Origin of the sequence: Streptomyces rhizosphaerihabitans (assembly GCF_025399795.1) — a bacterium.
Taxonomy (GTDB): Bacteria; Actinomycetota; Actinomycetes; order Streptomycetales; family Streptomycetaceae; genus Streptomyces; species Streptomyces rhizosphaerihabitans.
Genome location: NZ_JAODTZ010000001.1, coordinates 169,566 through 190,138 on the forward strand (window position 1 = coordinate 169,566; position 20,573 = coordinate 190,138).

The window sequence follows — 20,573 nt, forward strand, 5'->3', positions numbered from 1 at the left end:
GCAGCCGATGGAGCACCAGGAGCCGCAGGGGCCCCGTCCGAGCCCCTGGAAGCCCCGCAGGGCCCTCACGGGGGCTAGTGCTTGACCTGCCCCTTCTTCAGCGAGAACTGGTCGAGCAGCACGTTGCAGCTGTCGCCGTCCCCGCAGGAGAGGGTGACCGTGTTGGTGCCCTTGTTCAGGGAGGGCCAGGCGTAGGTCTTCGTCCAGCCCTTGGCGAAGTCGCCGTCGGCGGCGTGCGCGTAGTTGTCCATGCTCAGCTTGGAGCCGAAGACCTTGCCGTTGACGGTGAGCGTCATCGACTGGTCGGCTCCGGCCGCGCTGTAGCGCGCGAACAGGGTGTAGGCGCCGTCCTCGGGGATCCCGCTGAACGTCCAGGTCACCGAGGAGCCCGGATTGTTCAGGCCCGCCACGTAGACCCCGCCGTCGGACTGGGCGCCCTGGACGTCGGAGGCCGTCGTCACGCCGGTGCCCAGGTTCAGCGCCTTCGCGTCGATCTTGGGGAGCTCCGCGGTCTCGCCGGGTGCCGCCGTCGCCGTCTCGCTCGGGGACGCGCTCTGGGAGGCCGACGGGGTCGAGCCCGCCTGGTCGTCGCCCTTGTTGTCGTCCCCGCCGCCCAGCATGGCGACGCTGATGCCGATCACGACGGCGGCGACCACCGCGATCGCACCGATGAGGAGGCCCTTGGTGTTCGGACCGCGGCCGCGGCCGCCGCCGTCACCGTGACCGGGCATCGGCGTCCGCGCCGTCTGCGCGCCGCCGGGAACGGTCTCGGGGGCTCCGTAGTGCGTGTTCGGCTGGCCGTAGCCGGCCTGCTGCGGCACCTGGCCGTACGGGGTGGTTGCCTGCTGGCCGTAGGTGCTCTGAGCGGTCTGCTGGCCGTACTTGCGCTCGCCGACCGCCCGCACCCGGTTGACCGAGCCCGGGTAGCCGTAGCCGCCGCCTCCAGAGGGCGGCGTGGCTCCGTTGGCCTGACCGTCGGCGTAGAGATAGCCGAACGGGTCGTCGTCCTCGGGCGTGCTCGCGCCGTTGTTGCCGGGCGTCATCCCTTGGTCTCCTCAGCGGGTGCGGTTCTGATGCGGTACACGAATGAATGGCGAGCCTACCCGGTTTCGCTCGACCGAACGGGGGGCCTTCACCGCATCGACCTACTGACCTGCCACTTATCCCGCGCGCCTGTGCTGTTTGGGACGAGAACGTTTCTCGACGTACATCCGTTCGTCAGCGGATTTCAACACCTCGTCCGCCGTCATGCCGCAGTGGGCCCAGCCGATGCCGAAACTCGCGCCCACGCGGACGGCCCGCCCATCGACCCTGATGGGAGGGATGATCGCGTTCCGCAGGCGTACCGCGAGGTCCTGGGCGTCCGCCCGGCCGAGACCGTCGGCGAGCACCACGAACTCGTCGCCGCCGAGCCGGGCCACCGTGTCGCCGTCCCGGACCCCGTGGGTGAGGCGGCGGGCGACCTCGATGAGAACCTCGTCACCCGCGTTGTGCCCGAACCGGTCGTTGATCGACTTGAAGCCGTCGAGGTCGCAGAAGAGCACCGCGAGCCCCTTGGCGCCGTCGTCCGTCTCACCCTCCGGGGCACTGGTGTGCACATGGTGGTCGAAGGCGTCGAACGCCTCGACGCCGGCGCGGAAGTCGAAGCCGTGCCCGTTCCCGTCGTAGGCGGGGTGGCCGTTGTCGTCGTACTCGCAGGACGTCAGCTCCGCGAAGTCCCCGTGTCCGTACGCCGCGTCCAGCGAGGCGACCGCGCCGGGCGGCAGGGACTGCGGGCGCTGACAGAGCCGGGCGCCGAGCCGGGAGCGCAGCTCGGCGGAGTTGGGCAGGCCGGTGAGGGCGTCGTGCGAGGCGCGGTGCGCGAGCTGGAGCTCACGGCGCTTGCGGTCCTCTATGTCCTCGACGTGGGTGAGCAGGAAGCGGGGGCCGTCGGCGGCGTCCGCGACGACGGAGTTGCGCAGGTGGACCCAGACGTAGGTGCCGTCGCGGCGCCCGAGCCGCAGCTCGGCCCGGCCGCCCTCGGCGGAGGTCCGCAGCAGCGTGCCGATGTCCTCGGGGTGCACGAGGTCGGAGAAGGAGTAGCGGCGCATCGCGGAGGCGGGCCGGCCGAGGAGCCGGCACAGGGCGTCGTTGGTGCGCAGGATGCGGCCGTGCTGGTCGCCGCCCATCTCGGCGATCGCCATGCCGGAGGGGGCGTACTCGAAGGCCTGCCGGAAGGACTCCTCGCTGGCGCGCAGGGCCTGCTGCTCACGCTCCAGACGGACCAGGGCGCGCTGCATATTCGCGCGTAGACGTGCGTTGCTGATCGCGATGGCGGCCTGGAACGCGTACATCTGGAGCGCCTCGCGGCCCCAGGCGCCCGGCCTGCGGCCGTTGCGCGGCCGGTCCACGGACAGCACGCCGATCAGCTCGCCGTGGCCACTGCCGCCGCTGTTGCCGCCGCCGGAGACGCTCGGGGTGTACATCGGCGCGAAGAGGCGGTCGGAGGGGTGCCACTCGTCCTCGAAGCGGGGCGCGGGACCGTCGGTGTACCACTGCGGTACGTCGTCCTCGTCGAGGACCCAGCCCTCGGTGTGCGGTATGAACCGCAGGTCGCCCCAGGCCTCGCCCATGGTCAGCCGCCGGTCCCAGGAGGCACGGGAGCCGACGCGGCCGGTGATGAGGGCTTCGGCGGCGGAGTTCCCGGCGAGGGCGGCGACGACGAGGTCGCCGTCGGGGCGTACGAGATTGACGCATGCCAGCTCGTAGCCGAGCCCGGTGACCACGCCGTCGGCGACGGTCTGCAGCGTGTCGGCCAGGCTGCGGGCGGTGTTCATGTCCGCCATCACCTGGTGCAGTTGCCGCAGGGTCGCAAGACGGACGTAGGGCTCCGACTCGGTCTCCATTCGCCCTCCCCTCGAGACCTCGCAGCAACTCCAGGGTTCTCTCGGCGTACTAGGTGCTCTTCCGATTCCGTGCTGACTGCTCGGCGCTTCCCGTGAACCGCTCCCGTGAACCGCTTCACGCCGTACTGCTTGGTAGCTTCCTGCGTAACGCCCCCGCCACTGAATCACAGCGCGCTCCCCACTCGGTACACAGGGTCAACAAAAAATGGCCCCTGTGACTCAAGTCACAACAGAACATGAGCAATTGAGTGGAGTTTCTGCATTTCAGTGTGCGTTTACCGAATGCATTATTGGACGACTGTGCAGAACCTGTGCACTCTTGCGCCCACTGAATGAGTACGCATGAGAGTACGGCCCTCCCGTCTCCGCTTCCGTCCACCCCGCCCCGGCCCGGTTCCCGGTTCCCCTCCGTCCCCGGACCTAGGTCCAGGTTCGGGCCGAGGTCCGATGCGCCGCCACCGGAGCGGAGACTAGCGTTTCGGCGTGCTCACGACTTCCCCTGCCCTTCCCGTCACCCCGTCCGTGCATGCTGAGGGGGTGAGCAACGACGAGTTCCGCGCCGCCATGACCCGGCTGGCCGCGGGTGTGGTCCTGGTGACCGCGCACGAGCCCGCACTGGCCCCGGACGGACCGGGCGGCGAGGACGTCGGCATGACCGCGACCGCGTTCATGTCCGTCTCCCTGGACCCGCCGCTCGTCCTGGTCAGTCTGCGCGAGGGCTCCCGGATGGACGACCTGCTCGACGAACAGCCCCTGTGGGGCGTCTCCGTGCTCTCGGAGAGCCAGCGCCACATCGCGGGCCGCTTCTCCATGAAGGGCCGCATCAGCGACCGGCTCCTCTTCGAGGACATCCCGTACGTCCGCGGCGGAACGTCCGGGGCGCTCCTGGTGGGCGGCGCCCTGGCGACCCTGGAGTGCCGCACCGAGCAGCGGATTCCCGCGGGCGACCACACCCTCGTCATCGGCCGCGTCCTGACGGCCCACGTGCCGAGCGCGGACGGCGGCCCCCTGACGTACTTCAAGGGCCGCTACCGGCAACTGGGCTGAGGCGGCCTCCAGCAGGGCGGGCCGGTTCAGCGGTCCAGGACGGTGACGTCGAGGACCGCCAGTCGCTCCGGGTCGTTGACGATGTCGATCACGGCGATCCTGCCGTGTACGACCGTGAACGCGAGAACACCGGCCGGACGTCCCCCGGCGACCACCACGACACCCGCGACGCCGTTCACGAGGGCGGGCCGCGCGATGCGGGCCAGGTGCGCGAAGCTGCTCGCGTTGGACGCCACTGCGACGGCACCCGCCGTCACACCCCGCTCCGAGCGGGCCACGACATCCGGGTCCAGGACGGCGACGAGCGCCTCGAAGTCGCCTTCGCGGGCCGCGGCGAGAAACGCCTCGACGATCTCCCGCTGCTGGACCGGATCGGCGTCCGACACCGGCGCGCCGCCCTGCACCCGGCGGCGGGCCCGGCTGGCCAGCTGACGGGAGGCCGCGGGCGTCCGGCCCAGGACGGCCGCGATCTCGTCGAACGGCACGGCGAACAGGTCGTGCAGAACGAAGGAGAGCCGCTCGGCGGGCGTCAGCGTCTCCAGGACGACGAGCAGGGCGAGGCCGACCGAGTCGGCGATCAGCGCCTCCTGCTCCGGGTCGACCCCGCTGAGGGGGCTGAGCACCGGATCGGGCATCCGCACTCCCTGCCACTCGGCCGCCGGCTCCAGCGGCTCCTCCCTCCGGGTCCTGCGCGATCGCAACATGTCCAGGCAGACCCGGCCCACCACGGTCGTCAGCCAGCCCCCGAGATTGCCGACCCCGCTCGCGTCGGCGCGGCTGAGCTTCAGCCACGCCTCCTGCACGGCGTCGTCGGCCTCGGCGAACGAGCCGAGCATGCGGTAGGCGACGGCACGCAGCCGGCTGCGGTGGCTCTCGAACCGTGCGGCGAGGAACTCGACGCCGTCCTGCGCGTACGCTTCCCCGCCGTCCGCCGTCCGCGCGTCCTTCGGGAAGTCCTCGTGGGCACTGCCGCTCATCGCTGGTCACCACTCCTTGTCGCGGGCCGTCATGAAGGTGACGGACCACGCGGCGAGGATGTGACAGCCGGGCCGAAGCGGGTGGTGCGGCCGGGCGGAGGTGGTGGCCGGGCCGGGGGGCGCGGGTCCAGGACCTGATCCAAACGACAGGCCCTAGCCCCAGTCGCGTCCCGTGCGGCCGCGCTTGGTGTCGGAGCGCTGCTTCTTCTCGCGCAGACGTCGTTCGTTGATGCCCCGGGGGATGCGGGTGGCGCGGCGCGGCTTGGGCGGCGGCGCGGTGGCCTCGGCGAGAAGGGAGGCCAGGCGTACGGCCGCCGTCTCGCGGTTGCGCCACTGGGAGCGGTGCTCGGAGGAGCGGACGCTGATCACCCCGTCGACGAGCCGTCCCGCCAGCTTCGCGAGGGCGCGGTCCTTCCACACGGGCGGCAGCGCCTCCGTGCTCGCGAGGTCGAAGCGGAGCTCGACCTGCGAGTCGCTGGTGTTGACGTGCTGCCCGCCCGGCCCGCCGGAGCGCGAGAAACGCCACATGAGCTCGGCCTCGGGCAGGGAGACGGAGCCGCGGATGACATAGGGACCGGACATGTGTTCATGGTCGCGTGCCCGGCCGGTCCGCGTCACCCGGTTTTCGTCGTCTCTCGGGGTGAAGCGCGTCTCTCGGGGTGAAGAGGGGAGTCTGGGTAAAAAAGGTAAAGACAGGCGGAACCTCGGGTACCCCCCTTGGCGTTCATAGAGGTGACGGTAGCTTCGTCCCCAGTACGAAGCCCGTACGTCACGAGGGAAGGGACTCCCAACAATGGCTGTAAGCCTGTCCAAGGGTGGCAACGTCTCGCTCACCAAGGAGGCTCCGGGCCTGACCGCCGTCACCGTGGGCCTTGGCTGGGATGTCCGCACCACCACGGGCACCGAGTTCGACCTCGACGCCTCGGCCATCGCGGTCAACCCCCAGGGCAAGGTCTACTCGGACGCCCACTTCGTCTTCTTCAACAACAAGCAGACCCCGGACCAGACCATCGTCCACACCGGTGACAACCGGACGGGCGAGGGCGCCGGCGACGACGAGGCGATCAACGTCAACCTGGCGGGCCTCCCCGCCGACGTCGAGAAGATCGTCTTCCCGGTCTCCATCTACGACGCGGAGACCCGGACGCAGAACTTCGGCCAGGTCCGCAACGCCTACATCCGCATCGTCAACCAGGCCGGCGGCGCCGAGATCGCCCGCTACGACCTCTCCGAGGACGCGGCCACCGAGACCGCCATGGTCTTCGGCGAGCTCTACCGCAACGGCGCGGAGTGGAAGTTCCGCGCGGTCGGCCAGGGCTACGCCTCGGGCCTGGCGGGTATCGCGCAGGACTTCGGCGTCAGCATCTGATCCTGAGCACCCGCACGACGAGAGGAGCCCCCGGACTTCGGCCGGGGGCTCCTCTCATGCGGCCACCCCGCCCGCGACGCCCGGCAGTTGAACCGCTCGCGACGCCGGAGACCGTGCTCCGTGACGCCGGACACCTGCACCCATCGCGACGCCCGGCGGCTCACGGGTGGGCCGGCTTGCCCTTTCCGTACAGCCAGTTCTTCCAGATCCCGCTGAAATCCTTGTCCGGCGCGGCCTTCTCGACGTACGCGGTGAAGTCGGCCGTGTCCGCGTTCGCGTGGCGATGGGTGGCGGCCCAGCCCTGGACGATGTCGTAGAAGGTGTCGTCGCCCACCAGTTGGCGAATCTTGTGCAGGACCATCGCCCCGCGGTAATAGACGGGCGGGTCGGAGATCTGCGCGGCGCCGGGCGGGTCTGCGGGCGGGAAGGCCCAGATCTCGCTGCTGTCGACGGGTTCGTAATAGTCGCCCTTGTAGAGGGAGTCGAAGATCTCGTCGGCCGTGTCGCCGCCGTGGTCCTCCTGCCACAACCACTCCGCGTAGGTGGCGAACCCCTCGTTGAGCCACATGTCCCGCCAGGACTTCGGGGTGACCGAGTCGCCGAACCACTGATGGGCCAGTTCGTGGACCAGGGTCTTGGTGTCGGGGGCGCCGGGGAAGACGGGGCGCGTCTGGGTCTCCAGGGCGTAGCCCGCGTCGTCGGGGCGGTCCACGATCGCCCCGGTGGAGGAGAAGGGGTACGGGCCGAAGTTGGTCTCCTCCCAGTCCATGATCTCCGGGATCCCCCCGAGCACCTTCTTGCTCGCCTGCGTCTGGGTCGGGTCCACCGCCACGTAGACCGGCAGCCCCTTCTCGGTCGTCGAGCGGGTGATGTCGTATCTGCCGATCGCGAGCGTCGCCACATAACTCGCCATCGGTTCGGCCGTGTGCCAGGCGTAGGTCGTACGGCCCTTCGCGGTCGCCTCGCTCGTCAGCTCACCGTTGGAGACGGCCTGGAAACCCTTCGGGACGGTGATCCTGACGTCGTACGCCGCCTTGTCGAAGGGGTGGTGGTTGCCGGGGAACCAGGCCATGGACCCTGTGGGCTCCCCGAGGGCGAGGGCGCCGTCGGCCGTGCGCAGCCAGCCCTCCTTCGAGGTGTCGGGATCGGTGATCGTCTCGGGGGTGCCGGAGTAGCGGACCGTCGTACGGAACGTCCTCCCCTTGTCGAGGTCGTCGTGCGGGCGCACGGTCAGCTCCTGGCCCGCCCGGCTCCAGCCGGCGCCGCGGCCCTCGACGGTGACGTCAACGACGTGCAGTCCCCGCAGGTCGAGATGGAAGGCGCTGAGGTCCGTCAGGGCCCGCGCGGTGATCTCGGCCGTCCCCGTCAGCCGCTTGTCCCGGGGGTCGTAGGAGAGGGTCAGCCCGTAGTGCGTGACGTCGTACCCGCCGTTGCCCATCTTCGGGAAGTACGGGTCGCCGACACCGGCCGCGCCGGGCTTCCCGTGCACGTCGTCCCCGCCGCAGGCGGTGAGGCCGGCGACGAGCGTGAGGGCCAGGGCAAAGGGGACGGTGAAGGAAGATCGGGGCACATCCGCGATCCTAGGCCGCCTCTCCCCCGCGGGCGGGGCAAATCGTCCCCCACCGGTCGCACACCTCCGAAGCCGACCGGAATACGCGGCCCGGGTGCCACCGACTCGGCAGGCGCCCCCGACCCCGCGTCCCCGGTCGGCTCCGGACCCCGCCCCGCTGCCCCAGAACGGCCCTGAATCCCCAGGCCCCACCCCCAAGAACAGTGCTGAACCAGCCCTCCGGCCCCACCCCCAGAACAGTCCTGACCCCCGGGCCCGCTACCCGACGGCGGCCGGAAACCGACGGGCGGGGAGCGGTACGCCCGGCGTGACACCATCACCTACGTGCTCGACATCGGCTATGCCCTCTCCAACCGCTTCCCCGACCCCCCGCAGACCGACTACCGTCGCGCGGACGTCCACGCGCTGCGGCACGACCTGTTCTGCGGCGACGTCTACCTCGCCGACACCAAGACGGACCGGGAGGTGTCCACGGGCTGGGGATGGGTGCCGGTGCTCGACTTCGCGTGGGCGCTGTGCGACATCGTGGAGCAGCTCGACCGCGACCCGCTCGGCAGCCGGGCCTCCCGCCCCCAGCAGGCGGAACTGGACTTCACCGAGTCGACCGACCGCATGCTCTTCGAGCGCCGCTTCGGCTGGGTGGACGTCGAGGCCGACTGGATGCATCGCGACGAGGAGCCGCTGACCTTCTCCCACACCGAGCTCCGCCGCGAGGCCCGTGACTTCCTGCACGACCTGCTCGCGGACCTCACGGACCTGCACGACGACCTCGCCGAGAACCCGGCGATCTGGACTCTGCAGGCCCGCTTCCCCCGCGTCTCCTAGTCCCCGTCCGAACCCGGCCTTCTAGCCCACGCCGACGTTCCCCGGAGCTTCCGGGGAATCCCGGGGACTGCCGAGGAAGGTCTCAGACCTCCTCCGCGCCCCCGTCCACCCGTACCCCCAGCGCCGCCGCCAGCACCGGCGCCAGGTCCAGGAGCTGGGCCGGGCTGATGACCGCGCCCGCGAGCCGGTCCACGCCCCGCGCGATGTCCAGCTCCGCCGCCGCGCGCAGGTCCACGTCCACGAGGGTGGCCTCGGTGAGGTCCGCCCCCTTCAGGACGCAGTCCACGAACTCCACCCGCTCCAGGCGGGCGCCCCCGAAGTCGGGCTCGACCAGGACACAGCTCTCGAAGACGACGTCCTTCAGCCTCGCCTTGCGCAGATTCAGATAGTCGATCTTCCCGCCGCGCACGACCACCCGCTCCAGGACGGAGCCGTGCAGCTGCACTCCGCCGAGGCGGGCGTCGATCACCTCGACGTCACGCAGCGTCGACTCGGCGAGATCGGTGCCCACACCCCGTATGCCCGTCAGGACGGAGTCCAGCACGCGCGCGTGGTGCAGCCGCGTCTCGTCCAGCGCGCAGCCCGTCAGCGCGCAGTCCATGAAGCGGGCTCCCCCGCCGTCCTGCCCGGCGAAGTCCGCGTCCCGGAACTCCAGCCCGTCGTAGTCACCGTCCGGCTCCAGCTCCGCGCCGTCGTACGGCTCCAGCACCGGCAGCCGCACCTCCGGCCGCCGTGCCGCCTTCAGGCCCGTCCCCGGCGCCTTCGCACCCGTACCGCCGCGCCCGCCCGCCACTCTCCTCGCCATGCGCCCATCCTGCCCGCCCCCACTGACAATCGGCGCCTACCTGCGAGAACTCCCCGCATGTCACATTCCGGGGTCCTCGACCCGTCATAGACGCAGGCCCCGAAGCACAGGACCCCGAGCAGAGGAGAGCTCCAGCCATGCATCGCATCACCGTCATCGGCGGCGGCTTCGCCGGACTCACCGCCGCCATCACCGCCGCCGAGGCGGGTGCCGAGGTCACCGTTTACGAAGCGCACCACACCCTCGGCGGGCGGGCCCGGACCGCCGAGGGCCCGTACCGGACGAACGAGGGACCGCACGCCCTCTACAGCGCCGGGCCGCACTGGACCTGGCTCAAGCAGCGCGACCTGATCGGGGCGCTCGCCCCGATCCCGCCCCTGGAGGCCGCCCGGCTGCGGCTGCGCCACAAGGGCGCGCTGCGCCGCACCCCGCCCTTCGCGATGCTCAAGCTGCTGCGCCGCTCCTGCCAGCAGGCTCCCGCGGACGCCGACTTCATGACCTGGGCGACCGGGCAGGCCGGCGCGGAGGGCGCGCGGGCCGCCGCGCACTACTCCGCCGTCGCCCTCTTCCATCACGACCCCGGTTCGCTGTCCGCGGCGTTCGTCCAGGAGCGGCTGCGCCGGGCCATGAAACTGCCGACGGAGGCGAACTGCCCCCGGGGCGGCTGGGCGAACGTCATCGACCGGATGGCGGGGCGGGCCTGGAACCTCGGCGTACGGATGGAGACGCTGGCCCAGGTGGACGCCGTCCCCGCGGACCGGGGTCCGGTCATCGTCGCCACCTCGCTCGACGCCGCCCGGCGCCTCCTCAAGGACGCGTCGCTGACCTGGACGAGCGGCCGTACCGCCCTCGTGGACCTGGCGCTGCGGAGCCGCCGAGGCGACGCGTTCGCCGTCTCCGACCTGGACGCGCCGGGCTGGATCGAGCGGTTCACCGCCCGGGACCGCACGCTCGCCCCGGCCGGGGAGCAGCTCCTCCAGGGGCAGATCCCGATCGCCCCGGGCGAGACCGGGGCACACGGCGTCGCCCGCGCCGAGCAGTTGCTCGACCTCGCCTTCGAGGGCTGGCGCGAGCGGGTCACCTGGCGGCGCGCGAGCGTCTCGAACGGCCGCACGGGCGCGGTCGACCTGCCCGGCACCAGCTGGCGGGACCGTCCGCGCATCGACCGCGGTGACGGCGTCTACCTCGTGGGCGACCAGGTCGCCGCCCCCGGCGTGCTCTCGGAGGTGTCCTTCAACAGTGCGATGGAGGCCGTGGCGCTGGCCCTGCGCATCCGGGAGCGCCTTGACCTCAAGCGAGCTTGAGGTTGAAAAGTGGTTACTCCACCGACCTCGCGAGGCGCCCTCCCGGGCCTGAGGGACCTGAGGGACCTGAGGCCTCGCAAGCCTCATGGACCTCGCAGGCCTCGTAGATTTTGAGGAGCCCTGATGTACGCGATCCGTCTGCACGCCTTCGGTCCCGCCGAGAATCTCGTCCACGAGCGGACCGAGGACCCCGAGCCGGGGCCCGGCCAGGTCCGTATCGCCGTGGCCGCCGCCGGCGTCCATCTCCTGGACACCGCACTGCGCGAGGGCATGCGGGGCGGCCCGGCCCCCGAGCCCACCCTGCCGACCGTCCCCGGCCGCGAGGTCGCCGGAACCGTCGAGTCCCTCGGCGAGGGTGTTGCCGGACTCTGGCTCGGCAGACGCGTCGTCGCCCACCTCGGCTTCGCCCCCGGGGGCTACGCCGAACTGGCCGTCACGGACGTCGAGCGCCTCCACGACATCCCCGGGAACCTCGACTTCGCGCAGGCCGTCGCGATGATCGGAACGGGCCGTACGGCCATGGGGATCGTGCAGTTCGCCGAGTTCGGCCCCTCCTCCGTGGTCGTCGTGCCCGCGGCAGCGGGCGGCATCGGCACGCTCCTCGTGCAGTACGCGCACCACGCGGGCGCGACCGTGGTCGGCCTCGCGGGCGGCCCGGAGAAGGTGGCGCGGGCCCGCGCGAACGGGGCCGATCCGGCCGTCGACTACACGGACCCCGGCTGGCCGGAGAAGGTCCGCGCACACCTCGGCGGCCGGGCGGCGACCGTCGTGCTCGACGGCGTCGGCGGTGATATCGCCCGGGACGCGGTCGGACTGCTCGGCCCCGGGGGCCGGCACATCGTCTTCGGCTGGTCCGGCGAGGGCATCCGCGGCGGCTCCCCGTACCTCGTGGAAGGGGTGTCCGAGCAGGTGCTCGGCCCCGTGATGATGCGGAAGGCCGGCGGCCCCGACCCCGTACGAACCCTGGAACTGCGGGCCCTGGCCGAGGCCGCGGCCGGGCGCCTCGTCCCGGCCGTCACCCGCTTCCCCCTCGCCGAGGCGGCCTCGGCACACCGGGCCCTGGAGGACAGGGCGACGATCGGAAAGGTGGTGCTGGAACCATGACCGCGAGCCCGTGGAACGCGTCCCGCGAAGCCATGTCGTCCAAAGATGCGACTCATCCTGTTTCATGGTCTTCTGAGCGAATGAGTGTCACCCGGACAGGTGAACCAGAAGCGCCCGTGGGTCCCGACGCGCACCGCTGGTGGGCGCTGGTGATCATCGCGCTGGCCCAGCTGATGGTCGTGCTGGACGCGACCATCGTGAACATCGCGCTCCCTTCCGCGCAGCACGACCTCGGCATGTCCGACGGCAACCGGCAGTGGGTCATCACCGCCTACACGCTGGCCTTCGGCGGGCTGCTGCTGCTCGGCGGCCGGATCGCCGACCTCGTCGGCCGCAAACGCACGTTCGTCATCGGCCTGATCGGCTTCGCCGTCGCGTCCGGGATCGGCGGCGCGGCCACCACGTCCGGGATGCTCTTCGGCGCCCGCGCCCTCCAGGGTGCCTTCGCCGCCCTGCTCGCGCCCTCCGCGCTGTCCCTGCTGACCACGACCTTCACCGATCCGAAGGAACGCGGTAAGGCCTTCGGTGTCTACGGAGCGCTGGCGGGCTCGGGTGCGGCGATCGGCTTCATCGTGGGCGGCCTGCTGACGGAATACCTGAACTGGCGCTGGTGCCTGTACGTCAACATCCCCATCGCGGTCATCACGGTCATCGGCGCGTTCGGACTGCTGCGCGACCGGCCGGGCCACAAGAACGTCCACCTGGACGTGCCCGGCGCGGTGCTGGGCTGCGGCGGACTGGTGGCGATCGTCTACGGGGTCAGCGAGGCGAATTCGCGCGGCTGGACGGACCCGCTGGTGCTGGGCCTCATCGCGGGCGGAGTGGCGCTGCTGATCGCATTCGTGTGGTGGCAGAACAGGGCGCCGAGCCCGCTCCTGCCGCTGCACATCGTCAAAGACCGCAACCGCGCCGGCTGCTTCCTGACGATGGGGCTCGCCGTCATCGCCCTGTTCGGCATGTTCCTGTTCATGACCTACTACCTCCAGGTCATCCTCGGGTACTCGCCGGTGAAGACCGGTCTCGCGTTCCTGCCGCTGACCGTCGCGATCATCATCGGTTCGACACAGATCTCGGCGCGGCTGCTGCCCCACGTGGCGCCGCGCATGCTCATGGTCCCGGGCACGATCCTCGCCGCCGGCGGCATGCTGATCTTCACGCAGCTCACCGTCGACTCGGACTACGCGGGCCAACTGCTGCCCGGTCTGCTCCTGATGGGGCTCGGCATGGGCCTGACCTTCATGCCGGTCTTCGCCACCGCCACCGCCGGGGTCGCCCCGCAGGACGCGGGCGTGACCTCCGCGACGGTCAACACCTCGCAGCAGGTGGGCGGTTCGATCGGCACGGCTCTGCTGAACACCATCGCCACCACCACCAGCACGGCGTACATCGCCGCCCATCTCCACAACCCCGCCCAGAAGGCGCTGATCGTCCGGGAGGGCGTCGTCCACGGCTACACCGTGGCCATCTGGTGGGCCACCGGCATCCTGCTGCTGGCCGGCCTGGTCGCGGGGCTCATGGTCACGGCCAAGGCCCCGAAGCACGCCGCGTCGGGCGCGGCGGTCCCGGAGTCCGTGGGCTGACGACTGCGGCTCCGGCACCCGGCGGGGGGCTCCCCCGCCGGGACCGGGTCGCCCTCGACCGCCGGAACCGGGTCGCCCCCGGTCGCCGGAGCCGGTCAGTGGCGCCCCGACACCCGGTCCGCGAGCTGGGCCAGCCGGGACGACTCCGGGCTGCGGGTGGTCAGTTCGCGGCGGTCGGCCGTGCGGTAGGTCGCGTACATGCCGTGGACGCCGATCCAGCGGAAGGGCTCCGGTTCCCACTTGCGGACCCTGTGGTTCACCCAGGGCAGGGTGGTCAGGTCGGTCGCGCCCGCCTGGCCGGAGTCCTGCCGCACGAGGTCGCGCAGGGTGCGGGCGGCGAGGTTGGTGGTGGCGACGCCGGAGCCGACGTAGCCGCCGGCCCAGCCGAGGCCCGTCGAGCGGTCCAGGGTGACCGTGGCGCACCAGTCGCGCGGGACGCCGAGGACGCCCGACCATGCGTGGGCCACCCGGACGCCGGTCAGCGACGGGAAGAAGCGGACGAGGATCTCGTACAGGGCGTCGACGGTCGCCTGCTGGGTGCGGCCGTCGTTGTCGGTGCGCGAGCCGAAGCGGTACGGGACACCGCGGCCGCCGAGCGCGATGCGGTCGTCGGCGGTGCGCTGGGCGTACATGTACGCGTGCGCCATGTCGCCGAGCGTCTCGCGGCCCTCCCAGCCGATCTCCGCCCACTGCTCGGCGGTCAGCGGCTCCGTCGCGATCATGGAGGAGTTCATGGGCAGCCAGGTGCGCTTCTGGCCCTTGAGGTTCGCGGTGAAGCCCTCGGTGCAGCGCAGGATGTAGGGGGCGCGGACGGTGCCGTACGGCGTCACGGCGTGCTGCGGGCGGATCTCGGTCACCGGCGTCTGCTCGTGGATGGTGACGCCGAGTGCCTCGACGGCCGCGGCGAGGCCCTTGACCAGCTTCACCGGGTGCAGCCGGGCCCCGTGCGGGGTCCAGGCCGAGCCCACCGCGTCCGCGACCCGGATCCGCTCGGCGGTCTCCTTCGCGCCGTACAGCTCGCGGTCCTTCTCGCCGTACGCCAGCTCGTGCGCGTGAAAGGCCTTGAGCCGGGCCAACTGGGCGGGCGTATAAGCCACTTCGAGGACGCCGCCCTGGTGGATGTCGGCCTCGACGCCTTCCTCGGCCGCCACCCGGACGACCTCGTCCACGGTGTCGTTCATGGCCTGCTGGAGGCGTACGGCCGCCTCCCGGCCGTGCAGCTTCGCGTACCGGTCGCGGCCCGCGATGCCGTTGTAGAGCCAGCCGCCGTTGCGGCCCGAGGCGCCGTAGCCGCAGAACTTCTGCTCCAGGACGGTGACGCGCAGGAAGGGGGCCGCCTTCTTCAGGTAGTACGCGGTCCACAGCCCCGTGTAGCCGCCGCCGACCACGACGACGTCGGCGGACGCGTCGCCGGGCAGGGGCTCCCGGGGAACGGGGAGGCCGTCGTCCGCGTACCAGAAGGAGATGCCGCCGTTCACTGCCTTGCTCGCCGAGCTGCTCATGAGCGGACGCTAACCCCGCAGAGCGTGCACTGTCTCCTTCGGATTCCATGCCTTTCCGCGCCCTCTGGTCAGCGGATAACAGGCCAGACCGATCAGCACGGAGGTGAAATGCCCGAGATCGGTGAGGGTGCGCGCGGTCATGAAGGGAATCCCGTACACCGCCAGAACGATCACCAGATACGGGTACCGCCAGGGCGTCGCGATCCGGTAGGTAAGCACGCCGACCACCCCCGCCAGGGCGTAGCTCACCCCGACGTCGAGGGTGTCGACCGCGGAGTGCGGTGCCACGCCGTGCTTGATCGCCCAGAGCAGCGCACCCTCGCTGACCAGCGTCGACAGCACGTGCGCTGCCGCGTTGACCGCGAGCCAGCGCGCGGTTCCCAGCCAGCGTTCGGCCGGCGCCTGGAAGACGGTGTAGAGCACGGCGTACGGCACCCAGTGGCCGCCGTCGATCCACATCGCGCTGGCGAACAACACGCGCACCGGGTTGTTCGACAGCTCATGGATGTTCGTCGAGCGCTGCCGCAGGAAGTCCTCTTCGAAATCCGGAGACATGTGGTGCATGGCGACTGTCGTGATGAAAAGAATGGTCAGCCAGATGTACGTGCCCGGCGCACCGCGCACGTACATCCACACCCTGTGGAGGACCCGGTCAATGCGCATGGTCCGATTCACCCATGCCGGCAGTGTCCCTCAGGTGATCGACATTCCGGACGAGCCGAACGCGTCGCGGGAGACTTCCGGCGGAGCCCTCCAAAACCAGGACCTGTCCTAGTCTCGACCCATGATCCGTATCGCGACCCCCGACGACATACCCGTCATCCATGCCCTGGTCCGTGAACTCGCCGAGTACGAGAAAGCCCTGGAGGAGGCGCGGGCAACACCGGAGCAGCTGCGCGAGGCGCTGTTCGGAAAGAATCCGGCCGCGTACGCGCACATCGCGGAGGACGACGTCACCGGTGAGCCGGTCGGCTTCTCGCTGTGGTTCCTGAACTTCTCGACCTGGCGCGGCGTCCACGGCATCTACCTGGAGGACCTGTACGTACGCCCGACGGCGCGCGGCGCCGGTCACGGCAAGGCGCTGCTCACCGAGCTCGCGCGGATCTGCCGGGAGCGCGGCTACCAGCGTCTGGAATGGTCCGTCCTGAACTGGAACCGGCCCTCGATCGACTTCTACGAGTCGCTGGGGGCGCGCCCGCAGGACGAGTGGACGGTGTACCGGCTCACGGACGAGGCGCTGGAGTCCCTCGGAAAGCGCGGCTGAGGCCCGGTGATTCCCGGGATCCGGTGCGGGCAACCTGTCGACCCGTCACGTACACGACACGAGGATATGAAATTGGCCAAATCGACAGAGTGTTCGTAACGGCCCTCGCTACTCTCTGGTGTTGTGAAGGTTACCGATGGTGCGGAAGTTCTCCGTTTCTCCTTGCTGGGCCCGCTGCGTGCCTGGCGGGGCGAGACGGAACTGGCACTCGGCTCGCCGCAGCAACGGGCCGTGCTCGTGGTGCTGCTCCTGCGCCGCGGGCGCGCGGTCGGTATCGGCGAACTCGTCGACGGCATCTGGGGCCACGACCCGCCGGCCGGCGCCGTCCCCATGCTGCGCACCTATGTGTCGCGGCTGCGCAAGCTGCTGGAGTCCGAACGGAGCCCGGGCGCACCGCCCCGGCTCGTGGTGTCCATCGGTGACGGATACGCACTGCGGACCGAGGAGATCACCAGCGATCTCGGCGAGTTCGAGGAAAGCCTGGCGCAAGCCGAGCGAAGCCGCGCCCGGGGCGACAGCCGCGGGGCGGCCCGGCTGCTGAGCACCACGCTCGCCGGCTGGCACGGCGCCCCCCTAGCCGGCGTCCCCGGGCCGTTCGCGGAGACCGAACGGGCGCGCCTGGCCGAACGGCGGCTGGCCGCCCTGGAGTACCGGCTCCGCGTGGAACTCGAACTCGGCCGCCACGAAGCCGTGTTGCCCGAACTGGTGGCACTGCGCGCCGCGCAGCCGCTGCGCGAGGCCGTGTGCGAACTGCTGCTGGTGGCCCTGTACCGCTGCGGACGGCAGGCCGAGGCCCTGGAGGTCTACGCGAGCACCCGCCGCACACTCGTGAACGAACTCGGCATCGAACCCGGCCCTTCCCTGCGGGCCGCACACGCACGGCTGCTGGCCGGGGACGCCGATCTGTCGCCGCCGCCGGTCCCGGTACCAGCGGCGGACACCGACGGCACGGACACCGAGGACGGCCCGGACACCGAGCCGGCGGACGCCCCCGACCGGGACGAGCCGATGCGGGCCACGGGCGACGTACACCCCTCCCAGCTCCCGGCCGACCTGCCCCTGTTCACCGGACGTGACATCGAACTCGGCCAGGTGGACGCGCTGTTGCCCGCCGAGGACCATCCGGACACTGCCGTCATCGGCCTCATCAACGGCATGGCCGGGGCCGGCAAGACCACCCTGGCCGTGCACTGGGCGCACCGGGTCGCCCACCGGTTCCCCGACGGCAGCCTCTATGTGAACCTGCGCGGATATGACCAGGGCGGCTCCGTCATGGAACCCTCCGAGGCGCTGGAAACGTTCCTCGTCGCCCTCGGGGTGGCCCCGCAGGCCGTCCCCGAAGGACTCGACGCGCAGGCCGCCCTCTACCGCAGCGTCCTCGCCCGCCGACGCATCCTGATCGTGCTGGACAACGCCCGTGACAGCGGGCAGGTACGACCGCTGCTGCCCGGCACACCGGGCTGTCTCGTCGTCGTCACCAGCCGCAGCCGGCTGACCGGGCTGGTGGCCGGCCACGGCGCCCACCCGCTGACCCTGGGCCCGCTGACCACCGGCGAGGCCCGCGCGATGCTCACCCGGCGCATCGGCGCCGCGCGGGTGGACACCGAACCGGAGGCCGCCGACGCCATCGTCGAGCTGTGCGCCCGGCTGCCGCTGGCCCTCGCCATCGTCGCGGCGCGGGCCGCCCACCACCCCGGCTTCCGGCTCGCGGACATCGTCGGGGAACTCCGCGAGACCCACGGAAGCCTGGACGCGTTCACCGGCGGCGACGCCCACACGGACGCCCGCGCCGTCTTCTCGTGGTCGTACCACGCGCTGCCGTCCCCCGCCGCGGAACTCTTCCGCCGACTGTCCCTCCACCCGGGCCCCGACATCAGCACGGCCGCGGCCGCCGCCCTGGCCGCGGTGCCCCCGCGCCCGGTCCGCGCGCTGCTGGCCGAGCTCACCGGGGCCAGCCTGCTCGGTGAACACGCGCCCGGCCGCTTCGCCTTCCACGACCTGCTGCGCGCCTACGCCCGCGAACTGGCCGACACCGAGGACACCGAGGAGCGGCGCGGCGCTGCGCTGCGCCGCATGCACGACCACTATCTGCACACCACCCACCACGCCTCCGCGATCATCAGCCCGCTCCGCGAGACCCTCCCCCTGCCGTCGAGCACAACGGACGGCGGCGCGGTGCGGTTCACCGGTCGGAGGAAGGCCATGCAGTGGCTGCGCACGGAACGGCACGTCCTGCGCGCGGTCGTCGAGCACGCCGCCGCCCACGGCTACGAGGACCACGCCTGGCGCACCGCCGTCGGCCTCGACCTGTACTTCGACCGGCTCGGCTTCTGGCACGACCTGATGGAGATCAACAGTGCCGCGCTCCGGGCCGCCCGGGCCGTCGGCGACCGGATCGGCGAGGCGCACGCCCTGCGCGGTCTGGGGTTCTTCCACACCCGGTTCGCGCACTCCGCCGAGGCGCGGCGGGACCTCGGCCGCGCGCTGGAGCTGTTCCGGGCCGAGGGCGACGCGTTCGGCGAGGCACGCACCCGGCGCTGCCTCGCCTACCAGGCCAACGGTGAGGGCCGGTTCACCGTCTCGCTGGACCACTACGCGCACGCCCGCGAGCTGTACCTGGCCGAGGGCGACACGAGCAGCGAGGCCATCGTCCTCAACGAGGTCGGATGGACGTACATCCTGCTCGGTGAGCACGACAAGGCGCTGGAGCACTGCGAGAAGGCCGTCGCCCTGCACCAGGAGATCGGCGACCCGGTCGGCGAGGCCGCGGCACAGGACAGTGTCGGCTACGCCCACCACCAGCTCGGCCAGTACGAGGCCGCCGTCCAACGCTTCGAGCACGCGCTGGCGCTGTACCGGGAGGTCGACGACCACTATCTGGAGGCCGACACCCTGCGCCACATCGCCGACTCCCGGCTCGCCGCCGGCGACCGGCTCGTACCGAAGTACTGGGACGCTCCGCAGCCGCCCTACCCGGCCCCGTTCTGGCGTGTACTGATTCAGAGCCGCGCGGCCCTGCCGGACCCGGAAGCCGAACCGTCCGTGTGCGCGCTGCCGCTGGCTCTGCGTCCTTTCGTGGACACCCCCGACGAGGTGGGCGTCGGGGCCCAGGCTTTCAAGGTGGGCGGTACCCCGTCCTGGGCGCAGGATCCCGAGTACTACAGGTGCGCGTGCGGCGCGGACTTGGTGTACGTCTGCCAGATTCCTGAGGGTATGGACTTCGCTGTCCACCCCGGCCGGCCAGAACAGCCCTACAGCGTCAGGGCCGACACCTACTGGCTGTTCCTGGGCAACGAGGTCTACCTGCTGGCGTGCCCGGCCCGCTGCGATCCGGCGGCCATCTGGCCGGTCAACCAGCACTGACGCGTCAGCATCATCACCCCTGCCCCCCTCCCCCGCGGTGTCCAGGAACCACCACCGCGAGCAGCCGCGTACCGGGTGAATGTGCCGCTGACGATGCCTGTGATGCGGGCCTGCCCGCCGGTGGTGAAGGTGAGGTGGCGGAGGGGCACGACTTCACCGCGGGGCCGGATTGGGCACGGCGGGGGGCTACTTGTGTTTCCCGCTGCCCTTCGCGCCGCTCGCCCGGCCTTTTCCGGCCGCGTTGCCCGTGTCGCCTGCGCCGTTGCCGGAGGCGTCGGCGCTTCCCGCCTTGCCGTTGCCGGCAGGCCTGCTCGGCGCGGCGGTCGCCCGCGCCAGCTGCTCGGAACAGTATGCGGCGACCTTGCCCTTCCCGCCGGCGGCCGTGACGAGTCGCTGCCAGGCCGTTCCTTCGAGCGCTTTGCCGCGATCCTTGACCTGCTCGTAGGCGCGGCAGTGGGCTTCGGTGTCCTGGGCGGTGTCCTGGGCGGTGACCGGGCCGTCCGTCGGTCCGGGGACGCCGGAGGACGACGACGAGGCCTCACCGCCCGGCTGGTCCGGGGCGACCGCCGACGGGTGCGCGGTACCCCGCTCGGCACCGTCACCGTCCGCGGACGAGCCGACGGAACCGATGGCCGCGACCGCGACTCCACCCAGCGTGAGACTGGCGAACACCACGCCGAGCGTTATCTTCACAGGACGCCTGGCACGCCGTTCCGCGGGCGGCCGCCAGTCGTCCCGGCGCCGGGTACGCGCCCGGTGCGCGCCTTCGTCATGGGCGACCCGGAAGGCGGCCAGGGCCCGTTGCTCGGCCTCGGGGTCGAGATGGCCTCCGCGCAGGACACCGCCCAGCTCCGTTTCCAGCGTGGCGGCGTCACGCACCTCCCACGGGTCGGACACGGCGCTGCCGGGGTGCGCACGTCGAAGGCCCGGAACTCCATCGCCGCCCAGCTGTTCACCCATGTCCGCTTCCGTTCCTGT

17 protein-coding genes are annotated in these 20,573 nt (G+C 71.4%); 8 read left to right on the forward strand and 9 right to left on the reverse strand.

Going from position 1 to position 20,573, the window contains the following annotated elements:
* Positions 1-74: 74 nt before the first annotated feature.
* Together N4G66_RS00720 and cdgB are read right to left on the reverse strand one after the other, a co-directional pair.
* Complete coding sequence (locus N4G66_RS00720) at positions 75-1,043, reverse strand: carbohydrate-binding protein (protein WP_261701889.1); 969 nt, start codon at positions 1,041-1,043, stop codon at positions 75-77.
* 117 nt (positions 1,044-1,160) lie between these two features.
* The gene (gene cdgB / locus N4G66_RS00725; RefSeq protein WP_261701890.1) at positions 1,161-2,885 is read right to left on the reverse strand and encodes a diguanylate cyclase CdgB; all 1,725 of its coding nucleotides are present in this window, start codon (positions 2,883-2,885) and stop codon (positions 1,161-1,163) included.
* Positions 2,886-3,449: 564 nt separating this feature from the next.
* Between cdgB and N4G66_RS00730 the strand changes: the two genes are divergently transcribed.
* Positions 3,450-3,932 (forward strand): flavin reductase family protein, encoded by a 483-nt coding sequence (locus tag N4G66_RS00730; protein ID WP_261702141.1) that lies wholly within the window; start codon positions 3,450-3,452, stop codon positions 3,930-3,932.
* Positions 3,933-3,958: 26 nt separating this feature from the next.
* On the opposite strand, the gene N4G66_RS00735 is transcribed toward N4G66_RS00730, so the two are convergent.
* Positions 3,959-4,909 (reverse strand): sigma-70 family RNA polymerase sigma factor, encoded by a 951-nt coding sequence (locus tag N4G66_RS00735; RefSeq protein ID WP_261701891.1) that lies wholly within the window; start codon positions 4,907-4,909, stop codon positions 3,959-3,961.
* 153 nt (positions 4,910-5,062) lie between these two features.
* A complete protein-coding gene (arfB, locus tag N4G66_RS00740) occupies positions 5,063-5,491 on the reverse strand; it encodes an alternative ribosome rescue aminoacyl-tRNA hydrolase ArfB (RefSeq protein WP_261701892.1) in 429 nt (142 codons plus the stop codon).
* Positions 5,492-5,702: 211 nt separating this feature from the next.
* Between arfB and N4G66_RS00745 the strand changes: the two genes are divergently transcribed.
* Positions 5,703-6,278 (forward strand): TerD family protein, encoded by a 576-nt coding sequence (locus tag N4G66_RS00745; protein WP_261701893.1) that lies wholly within the window; start codon positions 5,703-5,705, stop codon positions 6,276-6,278.
* Positions 6,279-6,438: 160 nt separating this feature from the next.
* Here N4G66_RS00745 and N4G66_RS00750 read toward each other — a convergent pair whose 3' ends face one another.
* The gene (locus tag N4G66_RS00750) at positions 6,439-7,848 is read right to left on the reverse strand and encodes a M1 family metallopeptidase (RefSeq protein ID WP_261701894.1); all 1,410 of its coding nucleotides are present in this window, start codon (positions 7,846-7,848) and stop codon (positions 6,439-6,441) included.
* A gap of 324 nt (positions 7,849-8,172) precedes the next feature.
* Between N4G66_RS00750 and N4G66_RS00755 the strand changes: the two genes are divergently transcribed.
* Positions 8,173-8,673: a hypothetical protein gene (locus N4G66_RS00755; protein WP_261701895.1), complete on the forward strand. Its 501-nt coding sequence runs from the start codon at positions 8,173-8,175 to the stop codon at positions 8,671-8,673.
* A gap of 82 nt (positions 8,674-8,755) precedes the next feature.
* On the opposite strand, the gene N4G66_RS00760 is transcribed toward N4G66_RS00755, so the two are convergent.
* Positions 8,756-9,478, reverse strand: a complete 723-nt coding sequence (locus tag N4G66_RS00760; RefSeq protein WP_261701896.1) for a pentapeptide repeat-containing protein — start codon at positions 9,476-9,478, stop codon at positions 8,756-8,758.
* A gap of 137 nt (positions 9,479-9,615) precedes the next feature.
* Between N4G66_RS00760 and N4G66_RS00765 the strand changes: the two genes are divergently transcribed.
* The 3 genes from N4G66_RS00765 (at position 9,616) to N4G66_RS00775 (ending at position 13,466) form a co-directional block, all read left to right on the forward strand.
* A complete protein-coding gene (locus N4G66_RS00765; RefSeq protein ID WP_261701897.1) occupies positions 9,616-10,782 on the forward strand; it encodes an NAD(P)-binding protein in 1,167 nt (388 codons plus the stop codon).
* A 123-nt stretch (positions 10,783-10,905) separates the two neighbouring features.
* Positions 10,906-11,886, forward strand: coding sequence for a zinc-binding dehydrogenase (locus tag N4G66_RS00770; RefSeq protein ID WP_261701898.1), 981 nt, complete (start codon positions 10,906-10,908; stop codon positions 11,884-11,886).
* 80 nt (positions 11,887-11,966) lie between these two features.
* Positions 11,967-13,466, forward strand: a complete 1,500-nt coding sequence (locus N4G66_RS00775; protein WP_261701899.1) for an MFS transporter — start codon at positions 11,967-11,969, stop codon at positions 13,464-13,466.
* A 95-nt stretch (positions 13,467-13,561) separates the two neighbouring features.
* On the opposite strand, the gene N4G66_RS00780 is transcribed toward N4G66_RS00775, so the two are convergent.
* Both N4G66_RS00780 and N4G66_RS00785 read right to left on the reverse strand, forming a co-directional pair.
* On the reverse strand, positions 13,562-14,968 hold the full coding sequence (locus N4G66_RS00780; protein ID WP_261701900.1) for an NAD(P)/FAD-dependent oxidoreductase: 1,407 nt from the start codon (positions 14,966-14,968) through the stop codon (positions 13,562-13,564).
* A gap of 9 nt (positions 14,969-14,977) precedes the next feature.
* Entirely contained in the window at positions 14,978-15,631 is a 654-nt protein-coding gene (locus N4G66_RS00785) for a rhomboid-like protein (protein ID WP_261701901.1), read from the reverse strand.
* Between the two features lie 121 nt (positions 15,632-15,752).
* Here N4G66_RS00785 and N4G66_RS00790 point away from each other — a divergent pair, with 121 nt between their 5' ends.
* Both N4G66_RS00790 and N4G66_RS00795 read left to right on the forward strand, forming a co-directional pair.
* Entirely contained in the window at positions 15,753-16,232 is a 480-nt protein-coding gene (locus N4G66_RS00790) for a GNAT family N-acetyltransferase (RefSeq protein ID WP_261701902.1), read from the forward strand.
* 123 nt (positions 16,233-16,355) lie between these two features.
* Entirely contained in the window at positions 16,356-19,595 is a 3,240-nt protein-coding gene (locus N4G66_RS00795) for an AfsR/SARP family transcriptional regulator (protein ID WP_261701903.1), read from the forward strand.
* Between the two features lie 186 nt (positions 19,596-19,781).
* On the opposite strand, the gene N4G66_RS00800 is transcribed toward N4G66_RS00795, so the two are convergent.
* Complete coding sequence (locus tag N4G66_RS00800; protein ID WP_261701904.1) at positions 19,782-20,555, reverse strand: hypothetical protein; 774 nt, start codon at positions 20,553-20,555, stop codon at positions 19,782-19,784.
* Positions 20,556-20,573 lie beyond the last annotated feature (18 nt).